This is a genomic window from Streptomyces sp. WM6378, assembly GCF_001279695.1.
In the GTDB taxonomy this organism is placed as follows: domain Bacteria; phylum Actinomycetota; class Actinomycetes; order Streptomycetales; family Streptomycetaceae; genus Streptomyces.
The window spans coordinates 1-21000 of the sequence record NZ_LGDD01000358.1 but is presented as its reverse complement, the minus strand read 5'-3'; the positions used below and the strand labels follow the sequence as shown (position 1 = coordinate 21000).

The window sequence follows — 21000 nt, the reverse complement described above, 5'->3', positions numbered from 1 at the left end:
TACCGACTGCCTGAGGCGGGGCCGCCGCGTCCACGACGGTGGCTGCCCCGATACGAGCTACGGACCCGTGAGGGCGCAGTTCACGGCGACCACGCCTTCGACGGTGTGGGCGAGGCGCTCGGCGACCGGGATGAGGCCGGCATCCCGGACGGCCCCCGAGAGCGTGACGACGCCGCTTTCGACGTCGACCCGCACGCCGTGGCGCGAGACGGGAAACAGGCGGTCGACGACCTCGCGCCGAATCGCAGAGGCGAGGTCGTCGTCCGAGCGCAGGAAGATCTTGAGCAGGTCGGCCCTGCTGACGATTCCTTTGAGCACGCCACCGTCGTTCACGACGGGCAGCCGCTTGACGCTTCGTTCGGCCATGAGGCGAGCGGCCTGCGGGAGCGTGGCGTCGGCATGGATGGTGACGGCCGGGGATGTCATCAGGTCCCTGGCGTGCGTCGAGCCGGCCTTCGCGGTGTCGCTGAGCCGTCGCATCTGCTCGATCATGCCGGTGCGGTGCTGGTGGAACTCCTCTTTGAACAGCAGGTCGGCCTGCGAGATCACCCCCACGACCTTGCCCTCGCCCTCGATGACAGGCACGGCTGTGACCTTCCACCGCTCCATGGCGGCGACGATCTCCTTGAATCCGGCGTCGGGTGTGACCGTGACGACGGTTGTGGTCATCACGTCGGCGACGGTGTACTGGCTGTTGGTCATGACGCTGTCCTCACTGGGCGCGACGAGCGGTCTCCGCTTGTTCTCAGCATGGCCCCGACCACGCCGTCCGCCAGGGGCCGAGGGGGCACACTTCACGAGGCCGGAGCGGCGACGGTCAGCGGATCAGCACGGCCTCGCCGGAGCGAGGCACGACAGCCGTCCAGCCCAGTTCGCGGTCGATCCGGTCCCTGAGCGCGTCGGCCGAGCTTTCCTCGCCGTGGACCAGATAGGTCGTGTGCGGCGCCGGCGCGTCACGCAGCCAGTCGAGGATCTGCGCGGCATCCGCATGCGCTGAGAAGTGGGGCACGTCCGCCACCTCGGCGCGTACGGGCACGTACTCGCCGAACATCTTGAGCGTGCGGGCGCCGTCCACCAGGTCACGGGCGCGCGTGCCGGCGGCCGCGAAGCCGACGATGACGACGGCGTTGCGGGGATCGGGCAGCAGACGCTGAAGGTGGTGCAGGACGCGTCCTCCGGTGGCCATGCCCGCGGAGGACACGATGACGGTCGGCCCCTGCGTGCTGTTGATGTCGATGGACTCCTGGACCGTGCGGGCGGCCAGGAACGGCTCCGGACTCAGCGCGCCTGCCCCGTGCGCCAGGACCTCGAGCCGTAGTTCGGGGGAGCGGGCCGCGATGGCGTCGCGGTAGACGTCGAGCGCGGCCAGCGCCATGGGGCTGTCGACGTACACGGGCACGGACCTCGGCAGGACCCCGTCGCTGCGCAGGCCCGCCAGCTCGTGGAGGACGACTTCCGTGCGGTCGATCGCGAAAGCGGGAATGACCACGGTGCCGCCGCGCGCCAGTGTCTTTTTGACGATGGCAGCGAACGCGGCCCGCCCGCTCTCCGGCTCGTGCCGGCGGTCGCCGTACGTCGACTCCATCAGCAGTACATCCGCGCCGGAGAACGGTTCGGGCGGCAGCAGCAAGGGGTGGCCGGGGCGCCCGAGATCGCCGCTGACGGCCAAGGTGTGGCCGTCTTCGAGGGTGAGGTGGGCCCAGGCCGAGCCGAGGATGTGCCCGCCGTGGTGGAGCCGCAGCCGGGTGCCCGCCATGATCTCGATGTCGGCGCCCATCGGCACGGGATCGAAGAACGTGAGCGTTTTGTCGACATCGGCGTCGTCGTAGAGGGGCTTCGCCGGGCGATGCTTGGACCAGTGGTTCTCATTGGCGTGCCGGGCCGCCTCCATCTGAAGGTGTGCGCTGTCCCGCAGCACGATCTCGGTGAGCCGGGCGGTGTTCGCGCTGGTCAGGATCGGTCCCCGGAAGCCGTTTCGGACCAGCCGCGGCAGATAGCCGCAGTGGTCGAGGTGGGCATGGGTGACGACCACCGCGTGGATGTCGGAGGCGTCGCAGGGCAGCGTTTGCCAGTTCCGGCGCCGGAGGTCCGCGAGGCCCTGGAAGAGGCCGCAGTCGACGAGGACGCGGGCGTGGTCGCTCTCGACGAGGAACTTGCTGCCGGTCACTGTGCGCACCCCGCCCAGGAACCTCAGCAGGGCCGGCCTGGGCGTCACGGGGCGCGGGCCGGGGCTCGGGGTGTCGGACATGTCCGGCCCTCCTTCGGTCGGTGAGGGCGCCAGGTTTCACCATCGCACTCCCGAGGCCGGCGGCGGATGGGCCCGTCAGGCCCGCATAGGGGACCGTCCGGCCCATGCATGCCAGCCGGTCACCGCGACAGCCTGAGGCTGACGCACACCGGAACAGCCAGGAAGAAGGCTGATGTCATGAAGGCACTCGTTTTCCAGGGACCCGGACAGACCGCATGGCAGGACGTTCCAGACCCCGGCATCAAGGACGCCGCGGATGCGATCGTCCGCGTCGACGCGGTGACCATCTGCGGTACCGACCTGCACATCGTCAAGGGGGACGTACCCGAGGTGGTTCCCGGGCGGATACTGGGCCACGAGGCCGTCGGTACCGTGGTGGAGACCGGCGGGGACGTCAGGACGGTGCGGCCCGGCGACCGTGTGCTGATCTCCTGCATCTCCGCGTGCGGCCGCTGCCGGTTCTGCCGCGAGGCCCGGTACGGGCAGTGCCGCGGAGGCGGCGGCTGGGTGCTCGGCCACACCATCGACGGCACCCAAGCCGAATACGTTCGAGTGCCGTTCGCGGATCTCTCCGTGTACCCGCTGCCCAGTGCCGTGGACAGCTACGACGCGGTCCTCCTCGCAGACATCTTCCCTACCTCCTACGAGGTGGGCGTGCTGAACGGCAGGGTCCGGCCCGGAGACACCGTCGTCGTGGTCGGAGCCGGCCCGATCGGCCTCGCCGCGATCACGACCGCCCGGCTGTACTCGCCGAGTTGCATCATCGCGGTGGACCTCGCGGAGTCGAGGCTGGCCGCCGCCCGCTCGCTGGGCGCGGACGCGGCCGTGAATGCCGCAGAGGAACCGGAAAGGCTGGTCGAGGACCTCACCGAAGGTCTCGGCGCCGATGTGGTCATGGAGGCCGTGGGCGTGCCGGAAGCCTTCGAAATGTGTACGCGCATGGTCCGTCCCGGCGGCCGGGTCGCGAACATCGGAGTGCACGGCAAGCCCGCGACCCTGCACCTCGAAGACCTGTGGATCAAGGACGTCACCATCACCACGGGACTCGTGGACACGCACTCCACACCGCTGCTGCTACGCATGATGGCGGCCGGACGACTGCCCTCGTCCTCGCTGATCACCCATCGTTTCGAGCTGGGCCAGATGGAAGAGGCCTACGAAGTGTTCGCGCGCGCGGGCGACACGGGTGCCCTGAAGGTGGCGCTCGGCGGTCCCCAGCACACGGCCGTCACCGCACCGGCCGAGCCGTGAACCGAGGGAGATGAGCATCATGGCTGTCAACAGGTCCGAACCGTCCTCCGCCGGGGCACCGGCAGGCCGCAGTGACCTCGGGCGGCGGATGGCAGCGCGCCGCGAGGCGCTCGGGCTCAGCCGCGAAGAGGTGGCCGATCGCTGCGGGGCGGCGCCCTCGTACATCGCCTATCTGGAAGAACGCGCTGCGGCGCCCGGCCGGGGCGTCTTGCTGCGCATCGCCGGCGCACTGCACACCAGCGTGGCCGAGTTGTCCGGCACGACGGTCGACCTTCCGCCGGGCAGGGCTGCCGCCGCCAGGGACGCCGAGCTGGTGTCACTGGACGAGCCGGAGTGTCGTCGGCTGCTCTCGACGCACGGCGTGGGCAGGGTGGCGACGTACAACGCCCGGGGGCCGGCCGTCGTGCCGGTGAACTACGTGGTGACCGGAAGCGGGATAGCGTTCCGCACCTCGGAGCACGGAGCGCTCGCCGCCGCCGCGGGAACCGAAGTGGCCTTCGAGGTCGACCACATCGACGATGCCATGCGGCAGGGCTGGAGCGTACTGGCCGTCGGGCGGGCCGAGAGCGTCACGGAGGACGCCGCCGTCCGGAGGCTGGACGACCTGGCCCGCTCGCTCCCGTGGGCGGGAGGCCACCGCTCCCATTGGATGACGGTCACGCCGCAGAAGATCACTGGACGCCGCATCGAGCACGGTTGACGTACGAGGCGCGCGCCGGGCCGTCTCGTGAGGCGTAGGCGTGGGTGTTCCCGCAGGACGTTCCCTCACTTGATCTCCAGCACCTCGCGCACCGGCCGACGAGGAGTGGCCGGTCCCTGGGGGCCGTAGCCGAGGCGGATGATGATGTGGACGTGGCCCATCGCGGAGGTCGGGTCGCGTACGGCCCAGCGGAGTTCGGGCCATTCGAGGGGCTGCGAGGTCATGGACGTGACGAGGCCGTCAAGAGTGGCCTGGAGGAGCACGCGCTGCATCGCCTGCCCGGCCCTGAGCCAGTCCATTGGTGTGTCCTGTGAGGTGCCCAGAATCGCTATCCGGGGGTGCCGTTCGAACCGGGCCGACTCACGGCCGAGGTGGGGCCGCCAACTGCCGAAGTCCCTGACCGGCGCACTTGAACCGTACTGGCGCGGGCCGAACGCGTATGCCGGGATTCCTTCCCTACGCGGGCCATCGTTCTCGCCGCCCGGGTCCGTCCAACTGGCCGTCTCCTCCCGGACCGCAGGGTCCTCGGCCTCGTAGTGCTCGGAGTCGTGGACCAGGCCGAGCACGACCTCGGTGTGCCAGGCGTCGGGTAGGAGCAGCTTGGCGCCTTCGAGCAGGGCGGCCGCCTGGAGTCCGTCGAGGACGGGGGTGGGGATCTTCTCGTCGGTGAAGGGGAAGCGGCTCGTGTGACGCTGCCGCAGAGCGGGATGCAGGGCCGCCAAGTCGTCGTCGGGCCGGGTGGGTTCCCGGAGTGCGACGTTGGCCAGATGCCAGGGATCCTCGGAGGAGGGGAGCAGCCCGGTGACGGGCTCCCAGCCCGCCTTTGCCGCGCTGACCCGCAGGCTGAAGAGCGCGGCCGCGCAGCCCAGATGCAGCGCCCGGCCGTCCGGGTCGCTGTGGGGCATGGCCCGCTCGGGGTCACCGTGCAGTTCGATCGTGTACGTGCCGGGCCGGTACCGGAATGCCCAGGGCTGGGCATTGTGCATGGAGGGTGCCGTGACGGCGTCCTCGACCAGAGCGGTCACGGACGCCGCGTCCAACTGTGGTGAGAGCACGGGATGCATCCTGTTCTGTGCGTAGCGGTCGGCCGTGGCAGAGGAGGTCCACCACACTCCGGCGACCATTGGCCCCGTTCGACTTCGGACCGGGCGACGTCGGGCCTTCCGCCGACGAGCCCCGACGGGCGCATCTCGCTCGGCGCGCCCCTCACCATTCACCATCCGCCGGGAACCGCCCGCCCATCGAGGGCCGAATGGTCCTCCGCCAAGACCGACCGGGCCAGATCCGGCGGGAGCAGCCGGTCTCCGAGGACCGAACAGGGACCTTTGGCCCCCGGCCCGACCCCTGCGGCCCTCTCACTCCGGCGGCTGACGGTGCCAGCGTGAGAGCTGACCCCCGCTGGCACTCGGTGAGGAGGAACCATGGAAGGCAGCATCACCGGTGGATCGGAACCCGGTTCCGTCGTCGTAGGCGTCGACGGCTCCGAGCAGGCCCGTGCAGCGGCGCTGTGGGCGGCGGCAGAGGCCGTACGGCGTGGGAGTTCCCTGCACCTCGTCCACGCGACGGACACCGACGGCCGGGCCGCGGACCTCTCGGAGAACAACGTTCTGAGCATCTGCGCTGAGGGCCGCGAGCTGCTTGAGCACACCGCCGCAGCAGTGTCGGAGCGCCATCCCGGACTGCCCGTCACCACGGAACTCAGTCGCGGCGGACCTGCCGTCAGCCTGCATGGCGCGGCGGCGAATGAGGGCATCCTCGTGGTCGGCAACCGCGGCCTCGGTGGGTTCAACTCACTGTTGCTCGGGTCGGTCGGATTGAAGGTCGCGGCGAGTGCTCGGACACCCGTGATCGTGGTGCGGGGCACCGCGGACCCGGACGGGATCGGCACAGTGCTGGTCGCAGTCCGTGACGAGCACGACCTCGTCTGCGCCCGCCATGCGGCGCGCGAGGCCGCGCTGTGCAAGGCGTCGCTGCGGCTCCTGCACGTGTGGAACCTCCTGCAGTCCGTCGGACACGTCGCGCCCCTGCTCGACGACGTGGACGAGCTCGCCGGGGGCCGCATGGGAAGCGTTGCCGCGGTGGCAGACCTGATCCGTGCCGAATTCCCGGAGCTGACCGTGGACGTCGATGCGGAGAAGAGCGTCTCCGTGGCGGCCGTCCTGGTCGAAGCCTCGCACCATGCGCAGCTGCTGGTCATGGGAGGCAGGCGGTCGCCCGGCTACATCGGGCCGACGCTCGGACGAGTCACACACAGCCTCCTCCACCACGCTCACTGCCCGGTGGAACTCATCCCCAGGAGCGAAAAGGAGCACGGGGGTGGATCATGATGGACATCGCTGAGGGCCGTGACATAGTCGTCGGCATCGACCCCGCCGGCACGGGCCGTCTGGCCCTCGCCTGGGCGGTGGACGAAGCCCACCGCCGCAAGGTCCGGCTCCGGCTCGTCCTCGCCGTGCCGCCCCGGCACGACACCCAGCACGTCGACGACGAGCCCCGTTACATCGCGCTCCGCCAGACGGGATCGGATTCCCTCAAGGAAGCCGCCGCCTGGGCCGAGGCGCGTCACCCTGATGTGGAACTTGCGACGGATCTGCTTGATGGTGCTCCGGCCCCCTTGCTGTGCAGGCTGTCCCGCCACGCCCGCATGGTGATCCTCGGCTCCCGTCACCTCAACCGTGTGCAGGAGTTCTTCGACGTCGGCTCCGTAGTGCTGCCTGTCACGGCGCAGGCGCACTGCCCGGTCGTGGTGGTCGGCGACGCCGAGCACGTCACGCAGCAGCCGGCCTATCTGGTCGTCGGCGTCGACGGCAGCGAGCCCTCGAAGGCTGCGGTGGCCCTTGCCTTCCGGGAGGCGAGCCTGCGCGGCTGCGCTCTGCGAGCCATCTCGGTGTGGCAGCCGCCCGCCTTCTCCTTCCAGGACGACGCCCTGGCTTCGAGTGCCCAGCGCCGCATGCTGTCGGAGGCTGTCGCCGGCTGGTCGGAGCAGTACCCGGACGTCGAGCTCACCCACGAAGCCCCCGTCGGGCACCCGGTCGAGACGCTCGCCGAGGCTGCGGAGCACGCACTGGCCCTGCTCGTCGGGCGCAGAGGCAGGGGCGGCTACAGCGGCATGCGCCTCGGGTCGGTCGTGCACGGGCTGCTGCACCGAGCCCACTGCCCGGTGATCACTGTCCCAGTGGCATGAGCGTGCCCGCGCTCGGGATGAACCGGCAGAAGCAGAGGCCTACGGTGAATATGAGCACGCAGTGCCGCCCGCCCCCCGACGCTGCCGGAGGTATCCATGGCCGCGGAGCGGCCAAATGCCGCACGGAGCAGAGTTCCCCACTTGAAGCTCGATGAGCTCCTGGATGAGCTCCAGGCACGCGTCGACGACGTGAGGGGTGCCCGGGACAGGCTGAACGGCCTGCTCGAAGCCGTTATGTCGGTGGGCCAAGAGCTCGACCTGCCGCAGGTGCTGCGCGGAATCACCGAGGCCGCCGTCGTCCTGGTGGACGCCGAATACGGAGCCTTGGGCGTCATCGGCGGCGACAAGAAGCTCGCCGAGTTCCTGCCGGTGGGGATCAGTGACGAGCAGCGAGTACGGATCGGTGACTTGCCGTCCGGGCACGGGCTGCTGGGCGAACTGATCGGGCACCCTGAGCCGCTCCGCCTCGCGGAGCTGTCGGAGCATCCCGCCTCGGCCGGATTTCCCGAACACCACCCGCCGATGCACTCCTTCCTCGGGGTACCCATCAGGGTCCGCAACGAGGTGTTCGGAAATCTGTACCTGACCGAGAAGCGGGGTGGCGTGGGCTTCGAGGCGGAGGACGAGGCGGTGCTGTCGACCTTGGCCGTCGCCGCAGGTATTGCCATCGAGAACGCCCGTCTCTTCGAGGAGGTGCGGCTCAGGGAGCGCTGGCAGGAGGTGAGTGCCGACGTTACGAGCGCACTGCTGTCCGGCTCGTCCGAGAGCACCGTCCTCGAAGGCATGCTGGAGCGGGCCAGGGACATCACCGCGGCCGAGATGTGCGTCTTCTATCGAGTGGGTCCGCACGGTGAACTTCGCGGGTCGCTCGCACTGGGAGAAGGCGCCGAGGCGCATCAGGGCATCGTGCTGCCCAGCACTGAGGGCACGCTCCCCGCTGCGGCTGCCCTCACCGAGAAGGGGCTGATCACGGTGGCAGACCTGGCCACCGATGAGCGTGTCACCGTTCAGCGCGAGCGCTGGAAGGGTTTCGGTCCGGCTGTGGCGGTCACTTTGGGTACCAAGGAGAAGCTGAGCGGTGTGCTGATGCTGGTGAGGCGCACCGGACGGCCGCCATTTGCAGCGGCGGAGGTCGAGCCGCTGGCCGGCTTCGCCGGACAGGCCGCTCTGGCCCTGGAGCTGGCCGACCGGCGGCGGGACGCCGAGCAGATCAGCCTCCTTGAGGACCATGACCGGATCGCCCGCGATCTGCACGACCTGGCCATCCAGCGGCTGTTCGCGACCGGGATGACCCTGCAGAGCGCGCAGAGGTTCGTGGAGCACCCGCTGGCGTCGGAACGGCTGGCACGGGCCATCGACGACTTGGACGCCACCATCAAGATCATCCGTTCGACCATCTTCGGGCTCCGCGAGCACGATGCGCCGGGAGAGGAGACCAAGCTCCGCCTCCGCGCTGCGCGGGCCGTCGCAGCAGCAGCCGCCGTACTCGGATTCGCCCCTGCCTTGCGCACCGAAGGGCTGATCGACACGGATGTTCCCCGGACGGTCGCGGACGATGCCGTCGCGGTGATCGGCGAGGCGCTCACCAATGTGGCGCGGCATGCCCGGGCGACCCGGGCAGAGGTGTCGATCGTCCTCGCAGAGGGCGTGCTGACGGTCGTCGTCGGCGACAACGGGGTCGGCATCCCGGAGGCGAGCCGCCGTGGCGGGCTGCGCAACCTCGCTGAACGCGCTGCGGGGCTGGGCGGTGAGCTGTCCCTCTCGCCGTACTCGGAAGGAGGCGGCACCCGGCTGGAGTGGCGCGTACCGGTGCGTCCGGAGTGATCCGCGGCTCAATGCGGGATTTCGTCCTGCTCGTGTGCGTGGGCGGCGATGACGGCTGCCTGAACGCGGCGTTCGACGCCCAGTTTGGCGAGCAGCCGGGAGATGTGGTTCTTGACTGTCTTTTCGGACAGATAGAGCCGTCCCGCGATCTGGCGATTGGTCAAGCCTTCGCCGATGAGTTCGAGCACGGCACGCTCGCGCTCGGAAAGGATGGCCAGGCGCTCGTCCTCCAGGGGTTTCCCGGCGTCCGGGTCCCGCAGCGAATGCATCAGCCGGGCGGTCGTCGCGGGATCGAGCATCGACTGCCCCGTCGCCACCGTCCGCACCGCGGAGACGAGGTCGGATCCCTTGATCTCCTTGAGCACGTATCCCGCCGCCCCAGCCATGATCGCGTCGAGCAGCGCGTCCTCGTCGTCGAACGACGTCAGCATGAGGCAGGCGAGGTTTGGCATACGCGAGCGCAGCTCACGGCACACGGTGATGCCGTCGCCGTCCGGCAGCCGGACGTCGAGCACCGCGACCTGCGGCCGCAGAGCGGGCCCCCGGGCAAGGGCCTGCGCGGCCGTCGACGCCTCGCCCACCACTTCGATCCCGGGCTCGGCATCCAGGAGGTCGTGCAGGCCGCGTCGGACGACCTCGTGGTCGTCGAGGAGGAACACCCTGATGGGGACCTCCGCGGATCCAGCTGATATCTCGGACATGCCTGCCCCTGAGGTCGGCGTACGCCTCACCTGAATTGTCCCAGAACGGTGCGGAAGGCACCTGTGGAGCCGATGCCCCGGGACGGACCCCTGCAAGGGGTCTTCAGGCCGTCGTACCGGCCGTGCCCTCCAACTGCATGCGTACGTCGACGACACCCTCGACGGCACGGACGGCCCGCGCCAGCAGAGGTACCAGGGCGCGGTTGTCCCGGCGACCGATCCGGAGAGTGACGACACCTTCCTCGACCGAGCATGTGATGTGCGCTGGTGGAGCCAGTTCACCGAGGACGGCGGTGCGGACCTCGTCCTCGATCTCCTCGTCCGGCCGCAGGAACACTTTCAGCAGGTCACCGCGGCTGACGACGCCCTCCAGCATCCCGATGTCATTGACCACAGGGAGCCGCTTCACGCCCTTGCGAGCCATGATGCGGGCGGCTTCGGAGACCGTGGCGGCCGGACGCACGGTGACGGCAGGGCTGGACATGAGCTCTTCGGCGAGGACTGCTGCGGCCTTGGCGGCTTCCTCCGCCCGCTCCAGCGGGGCCGGATCGGCACGCCGGAACTGCTCCTTCACCAGCAGGTCGGCCTCCGACACCACGCCCACGACACGGCCCTCGCCCTCCAGCACCGGCAGGGCGCTGACCTTCCACTGGTGCATCACCTCGACGATCTCCTTGTAGGAGGCCTCGCGGCCCACGGCCACGGCCGTATGGGTCATGACGTCGCTGACGGTGTACTGGGACGCAGGCATCGTGACCTCCTTCTGCGGGCCGACCGGGAGGCAGCCGTCACAACGTGCTGCCGCTGCCGTAAGGGGCGTATCGATCGAGCAGCCTGACCCTGGCGGAGGTGAGCCGGCGGGCGAGGACCTCTCCCACCCAGTGACCGATCTCGGAGCCGATGGCCGGGTCCGCGTCCATCAGCATGCGCACGGCTTTCGCGTCGAACTCATGGGTACGTACGAGCGTCTTCGCCTCGGCGCCCAGATGCCAGACGTAGGGGCGGAACAGCCAGGACCAGCCGACCAGCTCATCGGGGCCCAGGGTCTCCACCACCGTGGCCTGCCTGCCGGGCACGTGAAGGTCCAGTGCCACGGCGCCCGACTTCACTATCCAGAACCGGTCGGCGTGACCGCCTTCGTTGAACAGGCGCGTACCGGCCGCGAAGTTCACATCATGGGCAAGCTTCATCAGGCGGATCCGGTGGTCCGCGGACAGGGCGGCAGTGATCCGTGTCGGGGACTTGATGCTCATGGCAGCCTCCGTTTCGAGTCCTCTTCCAGTCTCCGTCGCCGACAGCCGGCCCGGGGAGGGCCGATCGGTCCACCCCCGGGTCTGCACGTCCCCGCGGGCGCCGCCTGGGTCTGCTCGGGTCCGCTAGGCCCTCGTGGCGGGCGGCCGGGAGCGGGATTGCGGGGACAGCGGCCCGAAGGAGCGCCATGCCCCGGCTTCTACTGCTGGACGGCGAGCTCACCACCGCCGAGCCGAAGAAGCTCCGCTACCGGCTCCTGCACGTCGCCGCCCGCCTCACCTGCGGCGGCCGCCGCCTCCACCTGCGCATCTCGGCAACCTGGCCCTGGAGAAACGAACTGGCCACGGCTTTCCACCGGCTCGCAGTCCTGCCCCGACCCGTCGGATGACCTGCACGTCCTGCGCACCCACGACCACGAGGACCTCGGAGACACCGGACACCGCGCGGGCCAGCCGACATGCCCAGACCACGAAACCAGCCCGGACACCCACAAGCTGACGATCAACACCGTCATCTCACTCGAAGTGAAAGAGCGAGGCTGGAACCTCCGGGAAGGCGGGCGCGGATGCCACAGACGTCGCAGCTCTTCCTGGACGTCAGTGGTGTCCTGCGCGCCGCGTTGCCGTCTGAGTTCTGAGGATCATCCGTGGGGCCCCGGCTAGTGCGGTCGGCGAAGTACCCCGCAAACCCTCCGGCGTGTCCGGCGGCCAGGGGGAACCACGCAGCGGTGTAGGAGCTGGTACGTCAGTTCGAGGTCAGGGGCTGCATGGTGCTTTTTAGCCGCTCGGCAGCTTGCCCATCAGTGGACCCCCGAGGCGTGATGGCGAATCTCGGTCGTTGGCCCGCGACCTGCCCGAGACCATCGGCCTCGACGAGACCGTTGAGATCCTCGCGCGGCACCGCGCCGAGCAATTGCGTACCGGACCATCGACGCAGCAGACCGGCTCTCGTTCTTCACTCTGCACTTCGACGCCACCGGGACCGAGCTCTTGGCATGCGACGGGCGCGGACTGAAGCCCGGCACGAAGGACTCGTTCAAGCCCTGAGCTGATCCGCATCCGCCCTCTGCCCGCGGCCGCTGCTACCTGCAGAACCTCAGGTTCGAGGAGTAGGTCTTGGAGGCAGGCATGCCGAAGAAATCTCAACTGCGATCAGGTGTTGCGGGACAAGCCTTCGGGGTCCGTGTTGAGGGAAGGGGGAGTACTGAAGAAGCATTTGGAACTGGCCGCTGTCAATGCAGTACCAACCCAGCCTGCTCGACGGGTTTATAGCCGAGACGGGCCTTATCTCGCCCTCGCCATAACGTCACCCTGAAACGAAAATGTCAGTAGCTTGGATGAACCACTCGGAGGGGGAGAACGCGTGGTGAGCGAGGCAGCGGATCCAACGGTCAGCCCTGACTCCCTGTCGTCGTGGCTGCCCGCGCCCAGCCCACCTGCCGGCACCTGCGCGCTGCCACGAACGAGACTCGGGCCGCCGGTGCTGGAGCGGGAGTCCCAGTTGGCATCGCTCGGCCAGTTCATGATCGAGGCCACGCGGGGGGCCGGACGGCTGGTGCTGCTTGCGGGTGAAGCCGGTGTGGGAAAGTCGACGCTTTTGGAGGCGCTGAGACAGGACCTCGTGGGTGCCCGGTCCTCCTGGAGCGCCTGTGACGGGTTGTTCGTTCCTCGGCCACTGGGGCCGTTGTTCGACTTGGCCGACCAACTCGGCGGCGACCTGCTGCAGCGCTGCCATGCCGGCAGCGATCGTGACGATTTGTTTCGGGCTCTGTTGCACAAGATCGGCGAACGCGACGTGGTGGACGTCGTGGTGATCGAAGACATCCACTGGGCCGACGAAGCAACTCTGGATCTGCTCCGGTTCCTGAGCCGGCGGCTACGGGACGCGGCGGTACTGATCATCGCCACCTACCGCGACGACGAGGCCGTCAACGATGCGCTGCGGCTCACGCTGGGCGACCTGGCCGCGCAGCCCTCGACCCGGCGCATCCGGCTGTCTCCCCTGTCACTCGACGCGGTGCGGCTGCTTGCCCAGGACAGCGGATCCAACGGGGACCGGCTGTTCGAGCTGACCGGCGGGAATCCCTTCTATGTGACCGAATTGCTCCAGGCAGGGCTGGCCGAAGTTCCGGTGTCGGCGCGGGATGTGGTCCTCGCGCGGGCCGCGCGCCTGGGTAGCCGCGCCCGGACGAGCCTGGACGTCGCCGCGCTCATCGGCGCCAGGGTCGACGTGTCGTTGCTGGCGAAGCTGTGCCCGAACCCCACGGCCCTGGACGAGCTGCTGGCGTCCGGCCTGCTCGTCTCGGATGGCCGGTGGCTGCGATTCCGGCACGAGATCGCGCGGCTCGCCATCGCTCAGGCGATTCCCGCACACCGTGCTCGTTCCACGCACCAGCAGCTCCTGACGGCATTGTGCGGGCACGACTGTGCCGACGAGGCACGGATGGCCTTTCACGCCGAGGCGAGCGGGAACGAAGTGGCGGTGCTGCGCTACGCGCCTGCGGCCGCTCGGCGTGCCGCGCGGTTGGGCTCGCATCATGAGGCGGCTGCCCAGTTCGAGCGCGCGCTGCGGTTCGCCGACGGTGCCGGCCCGGTCGAGCACGCCGAGCTGTCCGAAGGACTCGCCGACGAAGCGGCGCTGCTGGGTCGTTTGTCGGTCGCCGAGGACGCTGCGGAACGAGCGCTGTCGTTCTGGCGCGAGGTCGGCGATCGATTACGGGAGGGGGCAGCGCTGGCACGGCTGTCGCGGATCAAGTGGAGCATGGGCCGCGGCCGGGACGCGGTCGCGGCGGCACGGGCGAGCATGTCCGTTCTCGCACCGCTCGGATCCACCGTCGAACTCGCCAGGGCGTACGCGACGCTGGCCAATCAGCGGATGTTGTTCGCCGAGTACGACACGGCGACCACCCTGGCACGGCAGGCACAGGAACTTGCCGAACGGTTCGGCGCCACCGACGTGCTCAGCGACGCACTGAACACGGAAGCCGTCAGTGGTTCGTGCCAGAGCCTGGAATGGCTGGTGCTGATGCGCCGGGCACTGGACATCGCCTTGGCCGGCCGGCATCAGAAGCAAGCAGCGCGGGCGCACGTCAACCTGTCCGTAATCGCTGTCGAGCAGTGGCGATTGGCCGAGGCGGAGCGTTACATCGCCGCGGGGATCGAGTACTGCGCCGATCACGGTCTCGCCACCTACGCCATCCGCCTACGCGGCGAGCAGGCGAAACTGTTCGAACGCACGGGGCGGTGGGAAGAGGCCATGGCCCTGACCCACAAGCTTTTCCGCGACGCTGATCAATCGCCGGTGAACAGACTGGGCGGGCTGATCAGACTGGGCGTGATCCGGGCCCGGCGTGGCGAAGTGGGTGCTTGGGAGTGTCTGGACGAGGCAGCCGCGATTGCCGATGACCAAGATGAGCCGCCCTACAAAGTCGGTACGCGACTGGCCCGTGCCGAGGCGTACTGGCTCGTGGACGATCGTATGGAGGCCCGCCGCGAAGCGGAGTTGGCTGACCAGGCAGCGGGCACGAGCGTCCCCTGGCAACGTGGCGCCGTCGCGGTGTGGTTGCGACGTACCGGCTCCGAACGACCGGTGTGCGGCGATGTCGCCGAGCCCCACTGCTATCTGCTCGGCGGGGACACTACGCGGGCGGCGGAGGCGTGGACCCGCCTCGGCTGCCGCTATGAGGCAGGCATGGCCCTGCTGGACTCCGGCCACGAGACATTCCTGCGTCAGGCGCTCACCACTTTCGCCGATCTCGGCGCCTCGGCCGCGGCCACGCTGACCCGCCGCGCGCTGCGCCGGCTGGGCGCGCGTGCCGTCCCCACCGGACCACGGGGCACCACACGGGCGCATCCGCTCGGACTGACGCGCCGTGAGCACGAGGTCCTCGGCTTGATCGCCGAGGGACACACCAACGCCGGGATAGGCGAACGACTGTTCATCTCCGTCAAGACCGTCGATCACCACGTCTCGGCCATCCTCGCGAAACTGGGCGTACCAGACCGTGCGGCCGCCGGCCGGGTGGCGCGGCCTGACTTGCCAAGCTGACCCGGCGTGCAGGACCAGGCCCGGTGCCCGCGGCATGCCGCGGGCACCGGTTGACCACAACGTCGCACCCGGGCAGCTGCGGCTAGGGGAATACGACGTGCCAGAACTGCGACTGGCTTCCGTTGCACTGGAAGAGCACCAGCTGCTCCCCGTACGGCGCGCCTGATCCTCCTGGAATGTCGACGCAGAAGCCGGTATTGGTGAAGCCGGATCGCGATTCCAAGCTCACGAAACCGGTTGACGAGGTGTGGGTGTTGAACTCCTCGTTACTGACCGTCCGGCAGTTGTTGAGTCCCATCGGGGCTCCGTTGCGCGGAGGAGGAGAGAAGGCGAAGAGACAGAAGCCGGCGCCGTTTTTGTTGATGAACTGCCAGATGTTGGTCCCAAATGATCTGAGCTCCCAACTCTGCGCGTCGCTGCCATCGCATCGTGCTTCGACGACCGCGGTGTTCGCGGCCGGAGTCGGACCTGACATGCATTTGGTGCCGTCGCCGAAGTTCACGATCGGATTGAAGACACCGGCGAGGGGCTTGATGTGCGTGGTCGGGTTCGGCGCGGCCTGGGCGACTGCCGACCCCTGTACGGCAAGGGCTGCAGTCAACGCCCCTGCGAACAACATTCCGACGATCTTCCTGCGAAGGTTCACGGTCGCGTTTCCCTTTCACTCGGGATTGCGGAAGCGGACCGGTCGGACTTCAGCCATCCGTGGCCGGTCTGGGCGATAACGCTAGGCGGCCGGCGTGCCCGATGCATCGGGAGCGATTCCCCATGTTCGGTGGGCCGTTCCCCATATTCGTCGGGGCGCACCCACCGTGCCGCAGATCGTGGTGTGTCGGCCCACCGCGCTCACAGCCCTCCGCCCAGCCAGCCGCGATCTCACGGCCACGCCCCACGCCGACCACCCACCCGCGTCGGTAATGCCACTATCAACTTCGTGCAGTGCAGTGCAGCGGATGCGGCCGGCCAGCAGTGATCACGGAGGGCGTCGGTTTCACCCTGGTATGGTCTTCATGCACGGCTGGCCGGGGGAAACCCCAGGTCAGAGGGGCATCGGGACGTGGCGCAGCTTGGTAGCGCACTTGACTGGGGGTCAAGGGGTCGCAGGTTCAAATCCTGTCGTCCCGACCAGCGTTTCAGGCATGGTCGGAGGCCGTTCTCTCTGTATCGAGAGGACGGCCTTCCATGTTTCGCGGGGTGTGATGGTCGCAGCGTGGTCGCCGTCCGCGAGAGGCGCAGGTGTCTGGGCGGGCGATGGGGCGCCGTAGTGATCAATTCACGGCTTCGTGACCGCATGCCTGGCGCACGGCAGTCATGTAGCCGTCAGGCGGAGGCCCCGTGGTGCCGTTGCCGGCGCACCGGTTCGCGCAGCCCCGTCCGTCCCGCCGGAAGGCGCGAGCAGGCTGAGGGCCGTGGCGTAGGTGTGGAGCCGGGCTTCCAGGAAGCGGCAGTGCTTTTGGAGGTCGGCGTGTTTCCGCCTGAGTTCAGTGAGGGCGTCCGTGGCCTCACGGTGGGTCGCCCGCTGCGCTTCCGCCTCGCAGACGTGCGCCTGGAACTGGGCAACAAGAGGTCCTAGAGGTCAGGGCGTTGATGGCATTAACCGCACGGCGATGGGCCCAGGCACTTCGGGGGCGCGCGATCAGCCGGTCCGCAACCAGACGTGGGTTCCGCCGGACCCTTTCCCGGCGCCCGCCGTGTGCTGCCCACCATGCTGTAGCCATGTACAGGGGTGGAAGGCGCCGGGCGGCATTCACTTGCGGGACGATCGGGGCGCTGGCGGTTGTGCTGGCACTGTTGTCGGTCCAGTCGTTGCCCAGGGCCAAAGTGGGGGACATAGACCCACTTGGTGCAGCCATTGGGGTGCTGGCGTTAATCGTCAGCGTCTGGGCGGGGCGGCTGTCGGTGCGGGCACTCCGGTGGCAGGAGACCGACGTGACCACTGCAGCGGCGCTGCTGGCCCGGGCGGTGCTGGTCGCGGAGAGGGACGCGCGGCGCCAGTTGCTCGGCGCCCATGACAAGGCTATCGACGTGGAGTTCGACTTCCGTCCTGCCGCAGCCCATGACGCCATGGGCGCTGTGCCACTCGGGCGTCTGGCGGAAGTGGTGGCCTATTACCGGCAGTTGCGCCCGCGTCGGATGGTTATCACCGGAGCGCCAGGGGCGGGTAAGACGGTGCTCGCTGTGGAACTGATCCTGGGACTGCTGGAGGACCGGGCGCCGGAAGATCCCGTGCCTGTGCGGCTGTCGGCCGCCGCCTGGGACACCGATCAACCGGTGGAAGCATGGCTGTCGACGCACTTGACCGAGGTGTACCGAATACGGCCCGCCACGGCCACGGCATTGGTCGCCACTCGCCGGGTACTGCCGGTGGTGGACGGTCTGGACGAGATGGACGACAGTCCCGCTCTGGTCTACGCCTCCCGTGCCGGTCGGGCTCTGCGTGCGCTGAACGCCTATCAGCACGGACGAGGCAAGGCAGAGCTGGTACTGACGTGCCGCAGTGCTCAGTACCAGGCACTGGAGGCAATGCGTGTGTGGGTGCAGGATGCCGCGCGCGTGGAGATCCGCCCGGTCAGCGCCGTCAAGGCACGCGATTTCCTCAACCGCAGGGTCAGCGACCTCACCCGGTGGCGGACGGTGCTCCACGAGTTCGATCACCATCCGTCGGGACTGCTGGCCCAAGGCCTGTCCACACCCTGGCGGCTCACCCTGGCGGTGACCATCTACGAACAGCGCGACCCACGCACCGGCAGCTACGTACACGACCTCAACGATTTGCTCGCCCCAGAGCTGAACACCCCCGAGGCGATCCGCGACCACCTGCTGCACCTGTTCATCCCGGCTGCCACCGCCCTGCATCCTCGCCCCAAGGGCGCCATCTACACGCCGGACCAGGTCCATACCTGGCTCGCCGTCCTCGCCGGCTACCTGGATGACAACGTCGTGACTGGGCGGAGTGCGGCAGGGCGACCGCTGCCGAGCATCGATGTGGTCCTGCACGAGCTGTGGCCCCTGGCAGGATCGCGCCGCCCGCGTCTGGTCCACGCGGCAATGATTGTCGGGGCGTGGAGCGCGGGTGCCGCAGCCATCGCGGCTCATGCGCCTACGTCTTTCAACCCGGTGTATCTCCTCACCGTGTCCATATGGGCTTTGGCAGCCTTCTGGCCGGCATTCGTGGCTTGGCAGGACGTTTGGCCCGAGACGACCCGCGCGGACCTGTACCGATTGCGGACGCGCTCCGGAGCACGCCACCTGTCGTCCGGGCTTCCCGTCGGACTCGCCGGAGGGAGCGTCGCGGGGACCGGCGTCGGGTTGGTGGCCGGTCTCTCCGCCGGGCTCACGGTCGGGGTCGTAACCGCCCTCGCCGCCGGGCTCTCGGCGGGGCTCGCGGCCCCGGGGAGGATCGGAGCGGGGGACCCTAGGGACATGGTGCGCGACGACCTCGCGTTTGGCCTGGGCTTTGGCTGTGCTGCCGCGCTCGCCGCCGGGCTCACGGCCGGGCTCGCCGGGCTTACGGGCGGAATCGTGATGGCGCTTGCCGGCGGATTCCTGGGCTGGGTGGCGGGCAAACGGTTGGGCAAAGCTGTGTCTGGGGGCATGTTCGGCCTGACAGGAGGTGGCGCGGTCACTTTCCTGGGGGTGCTCACGACCGAGGATGCCGGCCTGCTCACAGGTGTGCTCACAGCCTGGCTGGCGGGCGGCCTCGCGATCGGGATCGGGGGCGGTCCCGTACTGGGCATCACGGGCGGGCTGGCCGGGACACGGTATGTAGCCCTGTTGTTGTGCACCCGGCGGTGGAATGACCAGTGGCTGCCCTGGCGGCTGGGGCGATTCTTGAACTGGTGCTACGGGGCGGCCCTGATCAGAGTGGCCGGCGGAGGCTACCAATTCCGCCATCGAGAACTGCAGGACTACCTGGCGCGGAACTCGATCCCGTAGGGAAGATGCACGACCCGCTGTCCGTGGACTCAAGGCGCGGTCTCCGGGAGAAGCGCCGACACACAACGGCTTTCAACGCGCCAACGAGTGAGCTGTGTCCCGCGGCCGCGCAACTGAATCTGTAGGGTCGCGTCGCACCCAACGTAGCTGTCCGCCAATGACTGCCGCGCCCATTTCCTCAGTGCGTCAGCCGCTCGTCTGAGATGGCGGGCCATTCGGCCAGCAGCCGGTGCACCGGCAACGCGGCACCGGCCGTGGCTTTGCGGATCTCGTGTCCGGCGGGCCTGATCCGTAGGGCCACGAAGCGGGAGTACATGCGCTTCAGTCCGCTGGGGCCGCTGCCGGGCCGCGAGCCCTCCCTCCATTGCACCGGCCGCGCGGCCTGCTTGCCGGCGGCGGTGACCAGGCTCTTCACCGTCTTCGCCGGCTCCGGGTAGGCCGGCCCCGGCCGTCGGCCCCTACCGGTGCAGGCCAGGGTGCACGCCCGGGCGTCCTCGGGCAGGGCAGTGGTCGTTGTGGAGATGCCCACCGTGTAGCCGAGGCCGCGGTCCTCCAGGTCGAGGCGGAAGGCGGCGGTGTCGCCGTAGCCGCCGCCGGCGATGACCAGGGGGACCTCAAGGCCCCAGGACCGTGGCTCTGATCCGGGTCCTGCCTGCGGAAGTGCAGTACTGACGCAATCTGCTGCGTGGTCTCGCGATCACACGTGGCCAGCGAGGAGAACATGTCGTCGTTCATGAACGGTCACTTCCCGTGGTCGGTGCAGGCTCGACGCGGAAAAGGGCCGCTTCGTCCTCCAGTCTGCTCGGCACCTCAAGAGACTGCCGGACCACGGACTCCTCAGGACGGACCACGGACTCCTCAGGATGGACGAAGTAGACGATCCCTGTCTTGCCCTTGGTCAGGGTGCTCTTCTGGATCGGTTGCCCGACGTACGGCAGTCCCTGCGCGCTGTGGAATCCCGGGAGCCGACGTACGGATGACAGGCCTGGCACCGCTGTCAGGACTCCGGACTCCCGGCAACGCACGAACGCCTTGCCCATCACCTGCGGCGGGGCGTAGGCGTCGGAGAGACGGGCCTTGAACGAAGAGGGGTCGTCCAGGCTCTCTGCCAGTACGTGCTGCTGGCTGTTGCCGAACGCGGCGAAGTAGGGATCGGGGTGGAGCACTGGTCCCAGGATGCGCGCATTGACCTCGATGAGGCGCGGGCCGTCAGGGGGAGGCGCACGTCCGCATTGGCCGCGCCATTGCGGATACCCAGAGCGTTCAGGCAGTCGAGGACACCACCTCCCGCTCGGCTGCCCCAAGGCTGGGACAGCTGACGTTGTTACCGGCGCACCGGAAGGCCGTCGAGTTCGGCGATGACATTTCGTGTCACCTCACACACCACGTGCTGGCCGTCCAGACTCACCGTCGTCACCACGTACTGAGCTCTTTTCAATCTGGCGGTCTGGGCCACGAGTTGGACGGTCCTGCGTAACGACGAAGCTCCTGGTAGACGGTGTCACGACCAAGATCCACCGTGCTGCCAGGCGCCTCGTGTGCTTGTCTGCCCGTCCTCGATCGGCCTGTCCAGCCGCACCCTGCAGTACCTGACCGGACAACTCGTCTTCTGAAGGCGGGAAATCGGTACGTGATGGCGCCGCCTGACCACGGGCCGCCAGGCCCTGCTTGCCCTGGCGCACCTGCGATGCGGTGACACCTACGCCCAGCTCGCGGCCGGGTTCGGGGTCGGCATCGCGACAGTGTTCCGCTACATACGCGAGGCCGTCGACGTTCTGGCCGCCCTCGCGCCGCCCCTGGGCGAGGCGATGAAGACCATCCGGACCAAGGCCTTCGTCCTCCTGGACGGCACCCTGCT

16 protein-coding genes, 1 tRNA gene and 2 pseudogenes are annotated in these 21000 nt (G+C 68.9%); 10 read left to right on the top strand and 9 right to left on the bottom strand.

What is annotated here, in order from left to right; all coding sequences use genetic code 11:
• Positions 1–57: 57 nt before the first annotated feature.
• Positions 58–702, bottom strand: a complete 645-nt coding sequence (locus tag ADK54_RS42080) for a CBS domain-containing protein (protein ID WP_053731149.1) — start codon at positions 700–702, stop codon at positions 58–60.
• Between the two features lie 115 nt (positions 703–817).
• A complete protein-coding gene (locus ADK54_RS42075) occupies positions 818–2248 on the bottom strand; it encodes an MBL fold metallo-hydrolase RNA specificity domain-containing protein (RefSeq protein WP_053731148.1) in 1431 nt (476 codons plus the stop codon).
• Between the two features lie 177 nt (positions 2249–2425).
• On the opposite strand from ADK54_RS42075, the gene ADK54_RS42070 reads away from it, so the two are divergent.
• Together ADK54_RS42070 and ADK54_RS42065 are read left to right on the top strand one after the other, a co-directional pair.
• The gene (locus ADK54_RS42070) at positions 2426–3499 is read left to right on the top strand and encodes a zinc-dependent alcohol dehydrogenase family protein (protein ID WP_053731147.1); all 1074 of its coding nucleotides are present in this window, start codon (positions 2426–2428) and stop codon (positions 3497–3499) included.
• 19 nt (positions 3500–3518) lie between these two features.
• Entirely contained in the window at positions 3519–4199 is a 681-nt protein-coding gene (locus ADK54_RS42065; RefSeq protein WP_107090766.1) for a helix-turn-helix domain-containing protein, read from the top strand.
• A gap of 65 nt (positions 4200–4264) precedes the next feature.
• Here the strand turns inward: ADK54_RS42065 and ADK54_RS42060 are convergent, their stop codons facing one another.
• Entirely contained in the window at positions 4265–5263 is a 999-nt protein-coding gene (locus ADK54_RS42060) for an Acg family FMN-binding oxidoreductase (protein ID WP_199827158.1), read from the bottom strand.
• Between the two features lie 357 nt (positions 5264–5620).
• Here ADK54_RS42060 and ADK54_RS42055 point away from each other — a divergent pair, with 357 nt between their 5' ends.
• From ADK54_RS42055 to ADK54_RS42045, 3 genes are all read left to right on the top strand, one after another.
• Complete coding sequence (locus ADK54_RS42055) at positions 5621–6526, top strand: universal stress protein (protein ID WP_053731145.1); 906 nt, start codon at positions 5621–5623, stop codon at positions 6524–6526.
• A complete protein-coding gene (locus ADK54_RS42050; RefSeq protein WP_053731144.1) occupies positions 6523–7383 on the top strand; it encodes a universal stress protein in 861 nt (286 codons plus the stop codon). Before ADK54_RS42055 ends, ADK54_RS42050 begins: the two co-directional genes overlap by 4 nt.
• Positions 7384–7479: 96 nt before the next feature.
• Positions 7480–9207: a GAF domain-containing protein gene (locus ADK54_RS42045; RefSeq protein WP_053731143.1), complete on the top strand. Its 1728-nt coding sequence runs from the start codon at positions 7480–7482 to the stop codon at positions 9205–9207.
• Between the two features lie 8 nt (positions 9208–9215).
• On the opposite strand, the gene ADK54_RS42040 is transcribed toward ADK54_RS42045, so the two are convergent.
• The 3 genes from ADK54_RS42040 to ADK54_RS42030 form a co-directional block, all read right to left on the bottom strand.
• Complete coding sequence (locus ADK54_RS42040; RefSeq protein WP_053731142.1) at positions 9216–9908, bottom strand: response regulator; 693 nt, start codon at positions 9906–9908, stop codon at positions 9216–9218.
• A 103-nt stretch (positions 9909–10011) separates the two neighbouring features.
• A complete protein-coding gene (locus ADK54_RS42035) occupies positions 10012–10659 on the bottom strand; it encodes a CBS domain-containing protein (RefSeq protein WP_053731141.1) in 648 nt (215 codons plus the stop codon).
• Positions 10660–10696: 37 nt separating this feature from the next.
• Positions 10697–11161 carry a cyclic nucleotide-binding domain-containing protein gene (locus ADK54_RS42030; protein WP_053731140.1) on the bottom strand — a complete coding sequence of 155 codons (465 nt, stop codon included), beginning with the start codon at positions 11159–11161 and terminating at the stop codon, positions 10697–10699.
• A 185-nt stretch (positions 11162–11346) separates the two neighbouring features.
• Here ADK54_RS42030 and ADK54_RS42025 point away from each other — a divergent pair, with 185 nt between their 5' ends.
• On the top strand, positions 11347–11547 hold the full coding sequence (locus ADK54_RS42025) for a transposase (protein WP_053731139.1): 201 nt from the start codon (positions 11347–11349) through the stop codon (positions 11545–11547).
• A gap of 977 nt (positions 11548–12524) precedes the next feature.
• Positions 12525–15206: an AAA family ATPase gene (locus ADK54_RS48670; RefSeq protein WP_159048076.1), complete on the top strand. Its 2682-nt coding sequence runs from the start codon at positions 12525–12527 to the stop codon at positions 15204–15206.
• A gap of 82 nt (positions 15207–15288) precedes the next feature.
• Here ADK54_RS48670 and ADK54_RS42015 read toward each other — a convergent pair whose 3' ends face one another.
• A complete protein-coding gene (locus ADK54_RS42015) occupies positions 15289–15852 on the bottom strand; it encodes an RICIN domain-containing protein (protein WP_159048075.1) in 564 nt (187 codons plus the stop codon).
• Positions 15853–16257: 405 nt separating this feature from the next.
• Here ADK54_RS42015 and ADK54_RS42010 point away from each other — a divergent pair.
• Both ADK54_RS42010 and ADK54_RS42005 read left to right on the top strand, forming a co-directional pair.
• Positions 16258–16334: transfer RNA gene (locus tag ADK54_RS42010), tRNA-Pro, on the top strand.
• An 801-nt stretch (positions 16335–17135) separates the two neighbouring features.
• Positions 17136–19142 (top strand): NACHT domain-containing protein, encoded by a 2007-nt coding sequence (locus tag ADK54_RS42005; RefSeq protein WP_159048074.1) that lies wholly within the window; start codon positions 17136–17138, stop codon positions 19140–19142.
• Positions 19143–19335: 193 nt separating this feature from the next.
• On the opposite strand, the pseudogene ADK54_RS42000 reads toward ADK54_RS42005, so the two are convergent.
• Both ADK54_RS42000 and ADK54_RS41995 read right to left on the bottom strand, forming a co-directional pair.
• Positions 19336–19779: pseudogene (locus tag ADK54_RS42000) on the bottom strand (transposase); the annotation flags it as partial.
• 94 nt (positions 19780–19873) lie between these two features.
• Entirely contained in the window at positions 19874–20308 is a 435-nt protein-coding gene (locus ADK54_RS41995; protein WP_053731135.1) for a hypothetical protein, read from the bottom strand.
• A 372-nt stretch (positions 20309–20680) separates the two neighbouring features.
• Between ADK54_RS41995 and ADK54_RS41990 the strand changes: the two are divergent.
• Positions 20681–21000 (top strand): annotated as a pseudogene (locus tag ADK54_RS41990) (helix-turn-helix domain-containing protein); the annotation flags it as partial.

What these genes read in the sequence shown, in the direction of transcription:
- ADK54_RS42080 (WP_053731149.1), bottom strand. Translation starts at nt 702, where the DNA reads ATGACCAACAGCCAGTACACCGTCGCCGACGTGATGACCACAACCGTC.
- ADK54_RS42075 (WP_053731148.1), bottom strand. Translation starts at nt 2,248, where the DNA reads ATGTCCGACACCCCGAGCCCCGGCCCGCGCCCCGTGACGCCCAGGCCG.
- ADK54_RS42070 (WP_053731147.1), top strand. Translation starts at nt 2,426, where the DNA reads ATGAAGGCACTCGTTTTCCAGGGACCCGGACAGACCGCATGGCAGGAC.
- ADK54_RS42065 (WP_107090766.1), top strand. Translation starts at nt 3,519, where the DNA reads ATGGCTGTCAACAGGTCCGAACCGTCCTCCGCCGGGGCACCGGCAGGC.
- ADK54_RS42060 (WP_199827158.1), bottom strand. Translation starts at nt 5,263, where the DNA reads ATGCATCCCGTGCTCTCACCACAGTTGGACGCGGCGTCCGTGACCGCT.
- ADK54_RS42055 (WP_053731145.1), top strand. Translation starts at nt 5,621, where the DNA reads ATGGAAGGCAGCATCACCGGTGGATCGGAACCCGGTTCCGTCGTCGTA.
- ADK54_RS42050 (WP_053731144.1), top strand. Translation starts at nt 6,523, where the DNA reads ATGATGGACATCGCTGAGGGCCGTGACATAGTCGTCGGCATCGACCCC.
- ADK54_RS42045 (WP_053731143.1), top strand. Translation starts at nt 7,480, where the DNA reads ATGGCCGCGGAGCGGCCAAATGCCGCACGGAGCAGAGTTCCCCACTTG.
- ADK54_RS42040 (WP_053731142.1), bottom strand. Translation starts at nt 9,908, where the DNA reads ATGTCCGAGATATCAGCTGGATCCGCGGAGGTCCCCATCAGGGTGTTC.
- ADK54_RS42035 (WP_053731141.1), bottom strand. Translation starts at nt 10,659, where the DNA reads ATGCCTGCGTCCCAGTACACCGTCAGCGACGTCATGACCCATACGGCC.
- ADK54_RS42030 (WP_053731140.1), bottom strand. Translation starts at nt 11,161, where the DNA reads ATGAGCATCAAGTCCCCGACACGGATCACTGCCGCCCTGTCCGCGGAC.
- ADK54_RS42025 (WP_053731139.1), top strand. Translation starts at nt 11,347, where the DNA reads ATGCCCCGGCTTCTACTGCTGGACGGCGAGCTCACCACCGCCGAGCCG.